Here is a 12352-nt window from a genome sequence, read left to right as displayed (position 1 = left end):
TCGGCGGTGGCCCGGACTCCTTCATCGGGCCTGTCCACCGAATCGCGGCCGAACTCGACGGCGAGATCGCGCTGGTGGCCGGAGCCTTCAGCCGTGATGCGCAGCGTAGTGCCGGGCCGCCTGCTCGACGACGACTGCCAGATGTTCCTGCGCGTCGAGAGCGGGGCTTGCTGATGGCCTCGCAGATCATGACAGGCGAGGGCAACGACCTCGCTATCCGCATCTACGGCGAGACCGGCGCCTATCGCTGGAGCCAGGAGAACCCGAACCGCCTCGAATGGCTGCGCGGTGACGGAGGCATGTGGCCACCCGTAAGGGCTCCTCGAATCGCTCGGCAATCTCTATCGGGATTTTGCACTGGAGATACGTGGGCAGTTGCGCGGGCAGGCGAGGTCACTCGTTCCGGGCGTCGAGGATGGTTTGCGTGGTATGGCACTCGTTGCCGCTGCCGTCGCTTGCAGCCGGGATGAACGGGGCTGGGTCGATTTCACGGTCTGACACGAGAGAAGAGGTTCGCAGAACATGAAGACCATCAAGGGGCCGGGCATCTTCCTCGCCCAGTTCGCCGGTAACGACGAGCCGTTCAATTCGCTCGATTCGATCGCCGCCTGGGCGGCCTCGCTCGGCTACAAGGGCGTGCAGGTGCCGAGCAACGACGCGCGGCTGTTCGACCTCGAGAAGGCGGCGGAGAGCCAGGACTACTGCGACGAGGTGCTGGGCATCCTCGGCCAGCACGGTCTGGCGCTGACCGAACTGTCCACGCATATCCAGGGCCAGCTCGTTGCGGTCCACCCGGCCTACGACGCGGCGTTCGACGCTTTCGCTCCCGAGGCGGTGCGCGGCAATCCGGGCGCGCGTCAGGAATGGGCGGTGAACCAGATGCATCTGGCGGCAAAGGCCAGCGAACGCCTTGGCCTGACGACGCAGGCGAGTTTCTCCGGCGCGCTGGCGTGGCCCTACTTCTACGCATGGCCGCAGCGCCCCGCCGCGCTGGTGGACGAGGCATTCGCCGAACTCGCGCGGCGCTGGCAGCCGATCCTCGACCACTTCGACGAATGCGGCGTGGACATCGGCTTCGAACTGCATCCCGGCGAGGACCTGCACGACGGCGTGACCTTCGAGCGCTTCCTCGAGGCGACCGGCAATCACCCGCGCGCCAATATCCTCTACGACCCCAGCCACATGGTCCTGCAGCAGATGGACTACCTCGGCTTCCTCGACGTCTATCACGAGCGGGTGAAGTGCTTCCACGTCAAGGATGCCGAGTTCCGTCCCTCGCCCAAGGCGGGCGTCTATGGCGGCTATCAGGGCTGGGTGGAACGGCCGGGCCGGTTTCGCTCGCTGGGTGACGGACAGGTCGATTTCGGGGCGATCTTCGCGAAGATGGCGCAGTACGACTTTGCGGGCTGGGCCGTGCTCGAATGGGAATGCGCGCTCAAGCACCCGCAGGTCGGCGCGGCGGAGGGTGCGCCCTTCATCGAAAAGCATATCATCCGCGTGACCGAACATGCCTTCGACGATTTCGCGGGCGGCGACGGTGCGCTGCCGGACTTCCGCCGGATGGGAATGGCCTGACCCATATGGCGATCTGAGAATCGGAAACCCCGGGAGTGCGGAATCTCCCGGGGTTTCTCTTTTACCGTCTGCGGTTGCGACCCGAGAAGGCTCTGCGCTTGTCCGGCACAGGAGGCGGAGGGAGGAGATCACCGCCTGGCTACAAAAAGGCCCCTCGGGGCCACGCATGAATCGTCTATATATGTAAACGATAACATCTGCAAGCTGTACGAAAGAACAGCGAGTCCCGAAACGGCGCAATCGCCGCTATTACCGTTCACTGTCTGAGGGCGGGCTACAAGTCCTCAGCGTTGTGCCAGGCACAAGTGCCGGATAGCGTTCGAGAATTGCCGCCGCAACGCCGTTGGTCCAGCCGAAGCCATCCTGCAGCGGATACTCGCCGCCGCCGCCCGCGCGGCGTTCCTCGACGTCGTACTTCTCCAGCATCTTGCCGGTTTCCAGGTACGTGCAGTTCACCGTACCGAGCCAGCGCGCGGCGACGTCCTTCGCCAGCGCCTCCTGCCCGGTGCGATGCAGTCCTTCCAGCGCGATCCATTGCAGCGGCGCCCATCCATTTGGCGCGTCCCACTGCTGGCCGGTGTGCTGTACCGTCGTGCGGATGCCGCCTTCGCCCAGCAGCGTGCGCCGGGTGCTTGTCCCCACGGCTCTGGCCTGCGCGGGAGAGGCCATGCCGACGAAGAGCGGAAACAGCGTGGCGGAGGATTGCACGCCGCTGGGCTTCTTCTCGCTGACGATCCAGTCCGCAAACCGCTGCCGGGCGGGCTGCCAGAGGTAGCGGTCGATCGCGGACTTGCGCGCTGCGGCCCGACGCGAGAATTCACGGGTGCAGGGCTGGTCGCCTGCCTGCCGGCAGCCCTTTTCGATGCGCCTTTCCATCGCCCACATCAGGGCGTTGAGATCGACCGGGACGACTTGCGTGGTGCGGATGGTCGCAAGGCGCCGAGGATCGGTGAGCCAGCGAGAGCTGAAATCCCATCCACTTTCGGCGGCCGCGCGCAAGTCGCGGTAGACTTCGGAGGCAGGCCGCTCCGTGGCGGCGGCGGCGGTGGCGCGGTCCTCTGCGAAGGATTCGTCGCGCGGGGTATCGCGGTCGTCCCAGTAGCGATTAAGCATGCTGCCGTCAGGCATCCGCACCACGCGCCGGCATGTCATTTCGGTGCGGGCACAGGCTTCTCCCGCCATCCAGTAGGCATGCTCCTTGCGCAAGGCGGCAAGGCGTCGGGCGCGGATGGTGCCGTCGGTCTGCTTCGACAGTTCCAGCATCAGCGCGAAGAACGGCGGCTGCGAGCGACTGAGGTAGTATGTGCGGGTGCCGTTGGGGATGTGCCCGAAGCGCTCGATCAGGCTGGCGAAGTCGTCGATCATCCCCTCGACAAGATCGTCGCGGCCATCGGCGACAAGCCCCAGCATGGTGAAATACGAATCCCAGTAGTAGATCTCACGGAACCGTCCCCCGGGGACGACGTAAGGCGCCGGAAGCGCGATCGCCGAGCCTTCAGGCGGCGGCGTGACGGCATCCCGCGAAAGCTGGGGCCACAATGTCCTGATGTGTTCGCGCAAGGGTGGCAGCGGCTTGTCGTTGACGCCGGGGACGGTGAAGTTGTCGAGCACGAAGTAGCGCAGTTCGGTCGGGGAGTTTGGCGGCTTCGCTGCGTATTCCGCCATGATCGCGTCCGGAGCGCGCCTCGGCACGGCATCGGCGAAGGTCTTGCCGTCCGCGAAGACATGCCCTTCCTGCACTGCCGCGAATAGGTCTCCGAACTGGTCCGCCGGGGAGGGCTGGGCGTTGGCGGTCTGGGTGAAGGCCAGAAGCGATGCAGCCAGCGCTATGCCGATCCTTGCGCCGGAACCCGCCCTGCCGCTCACGAAGCGTAATCCATCAATTGACTTCCCCTCTGGCCGTGTCTCTTGAGGGAGGCAACGGGCCAGACTGCACAGGGTTTCATGGGAATGGAGGCAATCCGCATCGCGGCCATCGCTGCCGGGCTCGCTTGCGCATAGGTTCTTTGCGCATGATGCCCCGCCGTTTGATCGCGAGCGCACGCAGCAAGTTGGCGCTTGCGTCAAGGTGCGATTCGCCGAAGTTTCGATGTGCGGCCCCGCTCGCAAGTGGGAAAGGGGCTCAGGCAAAGGTTCAGGGAAAAGCGCAAGCGACGAATGCAGGGCGAACCGGAACACCGGTCGACAGCCCTTCGGGAACGAGGATCTTCGGCAACGGAAAGGCGGTGCCAACGCGCGCATCGATGCGGTGCGCCTTCACAGATGGGGGGTTATTGTGACCACGACTGCTCGATTCATGGGCGCCACCGGCGTCTCCGTCCTCGCGCTGCTGGCAGCGGCCTGCCCGGCTTCGGCACGCGCCGAAGCAGCGGATGCGGCGGCCGATACCGCAGCGGCAGCGGCTGACGGCAGCGGGGGGCCGATCGGCGAGATCGTCGTCTCGGCGGAGCGCACCAACGTCACTCTCCAGAAGGCGTCGCTCTCGGTCACCGCGGTCACTGACGATACGCTGAACAAGGCGAACATCACCGAGATCACCGGCCTCAACGGTAGCGTGCCCGGCCTCGTCGTCGCCAAGAGCGGTGGTGGCGAGCGGATGATCTCGATCCGTGGCATCGGTTCGGAAACGCCGGAGAACCCCTCGACCCAGCCGGGCGTCTCGTTCCACGTCGACGGGGTCTACATCTTCAATTCGATCGCCGCGAATGCCGCCTTCATCGATGTCGCGCAGGTCGAGGTACTGCGCGGCCCGCAGGGCACGATGTACGGGCAGGGCTCGACCGGCGGCACCATCAACGTCGTTTCGAAGCAGCCCGACGCCTCGGCGCTGTCGGGGTCTGCGAACGTCGGCTACGGCAACTACGATATGCTCAAGGCCGACGCCGCGATCAACGTGCCGGTCACCGACACGCTGGCGATCCGCGCAGCCGGTCAGCGCCTGCGCCATGACGGCTACGCGAAGGCCACCGACGTCGCCGGCGATCCCGATTACGAACTCGACGACGCCGACGAATGGGGCGGCAAGCTGGCCGTCAAGTGGACTCCGGAAGACCGTGTCTCGGTGCTGCTTTCGACGATCCAGTACAAGGGCGACCAGAATGCGACCGCGCAGAAGAACGTGCTCGATCCCAATCCCGACCCGCGCGAACTGACGCAGGACTTCCCAGGCAAGACCTATATCCGCACGCAGCTCTACTACGGTGTGGTCAAGTTCGACCTGGGCGGGGCGACGTTCAGTTCGATCACCAGCTACCAGAAGCTGCACAGCAGGCTGTCGTGGGACGGCGACGGGCTGAACCCGGCATTGTTCCTGCCGGTGTCCGGCGGCCTGTACGACTACGACCACATCGCCACCTGGGAGCAGAACACGAGTTCGTGGACGCAGGAATACAACATCGCCTCCGACAACGAGGGGCCGTTCCGCTGGATCGTCGGCGGCGTCTACCTGCGCTCGAAGAACAAGAACTACATCAACGAATATCGCGCCAACGGGGGTGACGGGCTCAACCCGCCGCTGGCCACCGGCACGCTCTACAGCGATCCGCTGGTGAAGGCGATCACTTATGCCGAACTCTCGGCCATCACGCGCGAGGCCTATGCGGGTTATGCGCAGGCCAGCCTCGAGGTGACCGATGCACTGACGGTGACGGCGGGCATCCGCTACAACCATGACAAGTACAGCGGCGTCAGCGACAGCATGTCGGGTGGGACCAGCGGGAACACCTCTGGCGCCTATCTCCAGCCTGCGCCGACGGTCGGCACCAGCACCGGACGCCTGACCGGCAAGTTCGCGCTCGATTACCAGCTGACGCCCGGCAACATGGTCTATGCAAGCTACACCCGCGGCTTCAAGCCCGGCGGCATCAACAGTGCGGCCGCGAGCGGCAACAGTTCGTACACCATCTTTGGCATGGATACCGGTGTGAAGCCCACCTACAGGCCCGAGACGCTCGATTCGATCGAGATCGGTTCCAAGAACCGCTTCTTCGGCGACACGCTGCAGATCAACGCCTCGGCATTCTACTACTTCTACAAGGACCTGCAGTTCCTGGAGGAAGACGCAGTGCTGTTCGGCGAGGGCATCAGCAACGCCCCCAAGGCCGAAGTCTACGGCGCCGAACTGGAGATGGACTGGCACGCCACGCAGCACTTGCGCCTGGAAGGCTCGCTGTCGCTGCTGCACGGCAAGTTCACCGAGGACTACATGGCGCTCAACGCCACGGCGGCGGATGCGGCGCAGGTCGCGGCGGGCTTTGGCGGGGTCAGCGGTTTCTACGCCAATTTCGGCGACGCGGTGTACGTGCGCGAGGCGGCACGCGAGAACATCAACGGCAACAAGATCCCCAAGATGCCCTCCGTGCAGGGTTCGGCGGCGATCTCGTGGACCGGCGAGGTCGGCCCCGGCGAGTTCACCGCCCGCGCGCAGTACATCTATCGCGGCAGGTTCCAGTCGCGCGTGTTCAATACGCCGGTGCAGGACGATACGCCGTCCTATTCGCAGGTGAACCTGTTCGCGAGCTATGCCTTCGCCGATACCGGTATCAGTGTCTCGGCGACGGTGACCAACCTGTTCGACAAGAACGGCATCAATTCCCGTTTCACCGATCCCTACGGCAGCGGGCAGATCTCGGACACCTACATTCCGCCGCGCCAGGCACTCTTCTCTGTCGGCTACAGGTTCTGACGCTGAAGGGGTAAGAGGGGAGCGTTCCGGGAGTTATCATGAGCGTCACGGTCTTCGGTTCCCTCAATCTCGACATAGCGCTGCGCCTGCCCGCAAAGGCGGCCTGGGGGCAGACCCTGCTGGTCGAGGAGAGCGCGCAGGCGGTCGGCGGCAAGGGGCTCAACCAGGCGGTGGCTGCCGCACGGTTCGGATCGGTCACCCGCATGGCGGGCGCGGTCGGCGACGATGCGGCAGGCACGTTCCTGCTGGCGGCACTGGTGCGCGACGGTATCGATACCGCGCATGTCGAAGTGCTGGATGGCCGGGGCGACGGGCGGGCCAGTGGGCAGGGCAGCGGGCGGGCGACGATCCTGATCGAGCCCGGCGGCGACAACATGATAGCTGTCGAAGCAGGCGCCAACCTGTACGCGCGTGCCGAAGTGGCGCTGGGCGCGATCGATGCCGGGACGCGGGTGCTGCTGGTGCAGCTGGAAACCGACGTTGATGCGATCGCCGCGCTGTTCTCCGGCGAACTGACAGCGAACACGTACAAGATCGTCAACGCGGCCCCGGCCATCCCCGCGGGCGCGCGGCTGTTCGGCATGGCCGACATGCTGATCTTCAACCAGAGCGAGTTCGCCGACTACCTCGCGCTGGATCGCGAGCCCGGAAATCTCGATGACCTGCTCGTCGCACGCAGACTGCTGACGCGGCCGGGCCAGACCGTCGTGGTGACGCTGGGCGCACTCGGATCGGCTGCGATCGATGCTGCCAACGCGACGTTCGTACCGGCGATCCCGGCCGAGCGGGTGGTCGATACCAGCGGCGCTGGAGACTGCTTCTGCGGCGTTCTTGCCGCCTGCGTCGATCAGGGCATCACCCTGGAGGCGGCGCTGCGGATCGCCAATGCGGCGGCATCGCTCTCCGTCACCCGTCGTGGCGCAGCGCCGTCGATGCCGATGCGGACGGAACTCGCCGAATTCCTCCCTGAGCCGGCTCGGGGAGGGGGACCGGCCGCGTAGCGGTTTGGTGGAGGGTGCAGGCGCCACGCACAATTCCCCCTCCGTCGCCGACTTCGTCGGCGCCACCTCCCCGAGACAAGCTCGGGAAGGAATTACTCCGCCGCTACCGCCGTTGCCTCGACCCCGCGCTCGCCGGGCTTGCGCAGGATCGCCACGGCGCAGAACAGCACCGCGCTAAGCACGGCAAGCCCGATGAAGATGCCGGAAAAGCTGCCCGTCTGGTCCTTGACCGCTCCGCCCAGCGCCGGGCCGATCGCGGCGGAGGTCGAGACCGCCATCATGATCGAGTAAAGCTCCAGCGCGGCTCTCTGACCGAAATATGACTGCAGCAGCATCACCGTGCTCACATAGCTGAAGCCCAGGCCGCCGCCGAAGGTCACCATCCACAGCGTCAGCGAGAACGGCCCTTCCACCATCGCCAGCGTCGCGGCGGAGACACCCAGGCAGCCCAGCGAGAACATCGTCAGCACCCGCGCACTCGTCTTCTCGCCCGCGATCCCCGCCAGCGCCGAGCCGATCGCGCAGACCAGCGCCGCCAGGCTGATGAGTTGCGAGGCGCGGTCCTGTCCCACCCCGTGCTCCATCAGGTGCTGGTAGGCGAAGCCGTGCGTGGTCGTGTTGATGGCAAGGCAGGCCGTATAGGCGCCGACCACCACCCAGAACTGCACCGTGCCGAGCGCCCGGCGCACGGTCCATTCCGGCGCGGTCCTGTCGGCAGCGGCGGCCTGTTCCTCGGGGACAGCGATGTGCAGGCGTCCGGCGGTGAGTGTGCAGAATCCGCCCACGATCACGGAAGCGACCGCGAACAGCAGCCAGTAGAACCGCCAGTCGAACCCGGCGCTCTGCGATCCGTACCAGAGCAGCGGCCCCGCGACCGCGCCGAGGTTGCCGATGGTGAAGTAGAGCCCCAGCACCGTCGAGCGGCGGCGGAAGCTGCTCGACAATACGTGGACCGCGGGCACCGTGCCGCAGAAGCAGTAGCCGATGCCCAGCAGCGTCGTCCCGAGGTAATAGCCCATCACGCCGGTCGAGGTGTAGAGCAGCCAGAAGGCGACGAACAGGATCACCGTCCCCGCCGCCAGCGTGCGACCGACGCCCAGCTTGCGGATGGTCAGTGCGGGGGCGAGGCTGACGATCCCGCAGGCCGTGCCGAGCAAGGTGAAGCCGAAGCCCGCCTGCGCCCAGGTCATGCCGAACGCCTCGACCATCGAGGGCAGCACCATTCCCAGCGAATTGAACGTCCCCGCCGACAGCAGGAAGTACATCAGGCACAGCGCCTGAAGCACGATCATGACGAGCAGACGGGTGTTCATCCTGGTATGATCCCTGTGGCGGAGCGGGTGGAGGCGGCGGTGCTTCCCGGCACCGGCCACCGGCTGAATACGGTCATGAGCATCGACACAAGCACGGCGCCGACACTTCTCTCCACGCGGAGCAAGGTGGCATCCATGGCCCGTATCGTCGAGGGGGCGATCATGCGCTCCACGCTGCCATGACTGCCTCGGTAGTCACCAGAAGCGAGGTGTTGGCGGCCAGCGCCCTGAGCGCGTGAGCATGAAGGTCCGGTTCGTAGGCGGCGCAGGCATCGGACACCACGAACGTATGAAAGTCGCGGTGAAAGGCATCGCGCGTGGTGGAATCGACGCAGCACTCGGTGGTGAGGCCGGTCATCACCAGCGTATCGATCCCGCGTGCGCGCAGTTGCTGTTCCAGATCGGTGCCGTGGAAGCTGGAATAGACCAGCTTGGCAATCTCGATGTCATCCGGTTGCGGGACGACGCGATAGTAGTCCTCGCCGCCGCTGCCGATCCGGCAGATGCCTTCCTCGCCGGGAGTGCCGCGCCGGGCCATCAGGGTCTTGAGCGCCTTGGAATCGGTTTCGGGGCGCGTCATTACCCGCATGAAGGCTACCGTTGCTCCGGCTGCGCGGGCAGCGGCGATGAGCGCCTCGATACGGTCGATCGCGGCCTCTGCCGGGGCAAGGTCGATGCCGAAGCGACCGATCAGGCCTTCCGGAGCGGCGAAATCGACCTGCACGTCCACCACGATCAGGGCTGTGCGGGCCGGTGCGATCATGCCGGCGGGATCGATGTGCGGCAGGTCAGCCATGGGCGGGTTCCATCTCCGCCGGGAAGCGCTCGCGCAAAATGGGCAGCACCTTTTCGCCGAAGACCGGCAGCGATGCATGATAGTCCGGGAAGATCAGCATCAGGCCGTCGAGGGAGGTCTTCTCGAAGATCTCGGACAGCCGCGCGGTCACCGTCTCCGGCGTGCCCAGTACGTGCGGGGTCATGAAGGTGGAACGGGCCTTTTGCGTGAAGGCGTTCTCCTTGCCGATCTCGGCGTCGAGGAAGCCGTATGCGCGCATCATGCCGTGGAGCGCGCCCTCGTCGAACCCGGCGCGGAAATGGGCGGCGGTTTCTTCTGCGGCTTCGTCGGTTTCGCCAAACACTACCGTCATCATCGAATAGGTGCGGATCTTCGCGCCATGCCCGGCGGCACCCGCCTTGGCGTCGGCGCTGGCCTTCGCCAGTTCCTCGACATTGCCGCCCGAGAGGAACAATGCGTCCATCTCGTTGGCGGTGAATTCGATGCCGACTTTCGAGGTGCCCGCGCAGACCAGGAACGGCGGCTGCGAGGGCTTGGGGTTCGACATGCAGTCTTCGAGCGTGAAATACTTGCCTGCCACCGTGACGGAATCCCGGGTCCACAGCGCCTTGATGCCCTGGATCCACTCGGTCGCAAGGGCGTAGCGCTCGTCATGATCGACGCCCTCGGGCCATGCGCCCATCTGGGAGAACTCACCCTTGTAGGATCCGGTCACCACGTTCAGCCCGGCGCGGCCATGGCTGATCTGGTCGAGCGTCGCGATCATCTTGGCGGTTACTGCCGGGTTCTGCAGGATCGTGTGGACGGTTGCCCAGACCTTCACGCGGCTCGTCGCCTGCGCCAGGCCCGCCATCATCATCGGCGAGTCCAGCGACGAATTCCAGTGCCTCGTCTCCCCGCCGTAGCCGCGGTACTTGGCCATCGCCATGATGAAGTCGAGGCCGATCTCCTCGGCCAGCCGTGCGGCCTTGAGGTTGTAGTCATAGGAGCCGTCGAGGGCAGGCGCGTTCTTCGAGAGGATCCAGCCGCCGTTCGCCATCGGCATGAAGATACCGAGGTCGCGGCCGCCCGTATCGGATGGAAGGCCGAAGCGCTCGGGACGCGGCTGGCTCTGGATCATGTGGCTCCCCTGCTCCTAAGTATCGGCCGAAGCTAGAATGGGGTGCCGTGCGGTTCTTGTCACCCTGCGCCCATGCTGTTGTCGGTATAGGAGGTGCCGGGAGCAAACGGATCGGGATCAAGGCATCGGGCGTGCGGGGTATAGATGCGGCGTGCCGGGGGCGCTAGGTCGCCCTGGCATCGTGAGGGAGATCGACATGAGCAACTGGTTCATCACCGGCGTCAGCACCGGACTTGGCATGGCACTGGCACGCGCGGCACTGGATGCGGGCCATACCGTCGTCGGTACGGTGCGAGACCCCGCTGCCGTTCCGGCTTTCGAGGCACTGGGCGAGCGGGCCACGGGCATGGTGCTCGACGTGACCGACCACGACGCAGTCACGTCCGTCGTCGACGCAGCCGATGCACATAGCGGAGGGCTCGACGTGGTCGTGAACAATGCAGGGCTGGGCTATACCGGCGCTGTCGAGGAAACGCCGATCGCGGACGCCCGGGCGCTGTTTGAGGTCAACGTCTGGGGAGCGCTGGCCGTGATCCAGGCCGCCCTGCCGCATTTTCGCGCGCGACGTTCGGGGCATATCGTCAACGTCGGCTCGATCAGCGGCATGGCGTGCTGGAACGGCACCGGGATCTACGGGGCGAGCAAGTTCGCCCTCGACTGCATCGGGCGCACGCTGGCGCAGGAGGTGAACCCGCTCGGCATCAGGGTGACCAATGTGGCGCCGGGCGGAATGCGCACCGAATTTGCCGCCGCGCGCCTGATGGGGGCGCAGCCGTCCATCGCCGATTATGCCTCGACCGCACACGTCGCCCGCGAAGTCCTGACCGGGCATCACGGAGAGGAGCCGAGCGACCCGGTCAAGGTCGCCCAGGCGATCCTGAAGGCGATTGGCGATCCCGAGCCGCCGCTCGTCCTGCTGCTGGGCGAAGACGCGCTGGGCTATGCCACGCACGAGTTCGCCATGCTGCAGGCGCAGTTCGACACCTGGAAGCACCTGACGACGGCTGTTGCGGCAAAATAATTTTCTGCACCGGCAATATGAGGGCCGATTGTCAGGGTCATGAAACCATGGAGATTTTGACGGTCATGTGACCGATGAAAGTCTTCCACAACCTGCGGTGCAGCGTTGCCCTGGTCGTTATGTGTTCTAGTTGACTCTGTGAACTGCGCATCTTGATTTAATATTCAGCCAGGGTTCGCGCAATAATCGAGTCGATTTTTCTCCGAATACGTAAAGTTGCGTCTCACGTCGTATATGTTGCTTGTTTGAGGTCTGATGTGTGGGCGCATCGGGAGGGTACTCAAATGCACAGGCAGAAAATGTTCGCCGCCACCATCCTGGGGCTCGCGATGGCCGTCACGCCCAGTGGCGGTCGAGCCGAAACCGATATGGATACGCTTTCCGTCATTGCGCCTCCGAGCGTGAAGGTCTGGTCGGAAAACGTGTTCCGTCAATTCGAGAGCAAGGTCGTATATCCCACTCCGCTCGGCACGATTCCGGCGAGCGAAGGTATTGTCGCCGTCAAGTTCAACTGCAGCGAAGACGGTGCGCCTGCCGATGTTCAATTGTACCGGACATCGGGGCACAGCGATCTCGACCGTGCGACGATCCGTGCGGTCCAGCGCATATCGACGCTTCACCCGCTGCCACGCGGCGTGACGCACGAACAGAAGTACATCGTGCGCGTCCTCTACGCCAATTCGGAGGACTATGCGCGCCGGAACATGTCCAGGATGCGCGAGGATGCCGCGCGCAGCAATGCATGGGTCGGGCGCAGCGGAAGCACCACTGCGATGCTGGAGATCTTACCGCCCAACGGTTGAAGCCGGGCGGTTGAATCCCAGGGGGCTGATCCCCCGTTG

General features: G+C 65.2%; 11 protein-coding genes. 7 read left to right on the top strand and 4 right to left on the bottom strand.

Annotation, left to right across the window (positions count from 1 at the left end; translation table 11 throughout):
- Nucleotides 1-6 precede the first annotated feature (6 nt).
- Nucleotides 7-174, top strand: coding sequence for a hypothetical protein (locus tag ACODRZ_RS07455; RefSeq protein WP_488972976.1), 168 nt, complete (start codon nt 7-9; stop codon nt 172-174).
- 348 nt (nt 175-522) lie between these two features.
- Nucleotides 523-1575 (top strand): sugar phosphate isomerase/epimerase family protein, encoded by a 1053-nt coding sequence (locus ACODRZ_RS07450; protein WP_488972975.1) that lies wholly within the window; start codon nt 523-525, stop codon nt 1573-1575.
- Nucleotides 1576-1824: 249 nt separating this feature from the next.
- Here the strand turns inward: ACODRZ_RS07450 and treF are convergent, their stop codons facing one another.
- The gene (treF, locus tag ACODRZ_RS07445) at nt 1825-3441 is read right to left on the bottom strand and encodes an alpha,alpha-trehalase TreF (RefSeq protein ID WP_488972974.1); all 1617 of its coding nucleotides are present in this window, start codon (nt 3439-3441) and stop codon (nt 1825-1827) included.
- Nucleotides 3442-3850: 409 nt separating this feature from the next.
- Between treF and ACODRZ_RS07440 the strand changes: the two genes are divergently transcribed.
- Together ACODRZ_RS07440 and ACODRZ_RS07435 are read left to right on the top strand one after the other, a co-directional pair.
- Nucleotides 3851-6259: a TonB-dependent receptor gene (locus tag ACODRZ_RS07440; protein ID WP_488972973.1), complete on the top strand. Its 2409-nt coding sequence runs from the start codon at nt 3851-3853 to the stop codon at nt 6257-6259.
- Nucleotides 6260-6297: 38 nt separating this feature from the next.
- Nucleotides 6298-7260 (top strand): ribokinase, encoded by a 963-nt coding sequence (locus tag ACODRZ_RS07435; protein ID WP_488972972.1) that lies wholly within the window; start codon nt 6298-6300, stop codon nt 7258-7260.
- A gap of 92 nt (nt 7261-7352) precedes the next feature.
- On the opposite strand, the gene ACODRZ_RS07430 is transcribed toward ACODRZ_RS07435, so the two are convergent.
- Nucleotides 7353-8573, bottom strand: a complete 1221-nt coding sequence (locus tag ACODRZ_RS07430) for an MFS transporter (RefSeq protein WP_488972971.1) — start codon at nt 8571-8573, stop codon at nt 7353-7355.
- 6 nt (nt 8574-8579) lie between these two features.
- Between ACODRZ_RS07430 and ACODRZ_RS07425 the strand changes: the two genes are divergently transcribed.
- Nucleotides 8580-8756, top strand: coding sequence for a hypothetical protein (locus tag ACODRZ_RS07425; RefSeq protein ID WP_488972970.1), 177 nt, complete (start codon nt 8580-8582; stop codon nt 8754-8756).
- Here ACODRZ_RS07425 and ACODRZ_RS07420 read toward each other — a convergent pair.
- Together ACODRZ_RS07420 and ACODRZ_RS07415 are read right to left on the bottom strand one after the other, a co-directional pair.
- Nucleotides 8734-9369, bottom strand: a complete 636-nt coding sequence (locus tag ACODRZ_RS07420; protein WP_488972969.1) for a cysteine hydrolase family protein — start codon at nt 9367-9369, stop codon at nt 8734-8736. The two genes, ACODRZ_RS07425 and ACODRZ_RS07420, sit on opposite strands and share 23 nt — an antisense overlap.
- Nucleotides 9362-10489, bottom strand: a complete 1128-nt coding sequence (locus ACODRZ_RS07415; RefSeq protein WP_488972968.1) for an LLM class flavin-dependent oxidoreductase — start codon at nt 10487-10489, stop codon at nt 9362-9364. Before ACODRZ_RS07415 ends, ACODRZ_RS07420 begins: the two co-directional genes overlap by 8 nt.
- A 196-nt stretch (nt 10490-10685) precedes the next feature.
- Here ACODRZ_RS07415 and ACODRZ_RS07410 point away from each other — a divergent pair, with 196 nt between their 5' ends.
- The gene (locus ACODRZ_RS07410; RefSeq protein WP_488972967.1) at nt 10686-11510 is read left to right on the top strand and encodes an oxidoreductase; all 825 of its coding nucleotides are present in this window, start codon (nt 10686-10688) and stop codon (nt 11508-11510) included.
- Between the two features lie 284 nt (nt 11511-11794).
- On the top strand, nt 11795-12313 hold the full coding sequence (locus tag ACODRZ_RS07405) for a TonB family protein (protein ID WP_488972966.1): 519 nt from the start codon (nt 11795-11797) through the stop codon (nt 12311-12313).
- Nucleotides 12314-12352: the final 39 nt, after the last annotated feature.

This window comes from Novosphingobium sp. FG90 (assembly GCF_057808725.1).
Note: the sequence above shows the minus strand (reverse complement) of the source record. Positions and strands in the feature narration are given on the sequence as shown.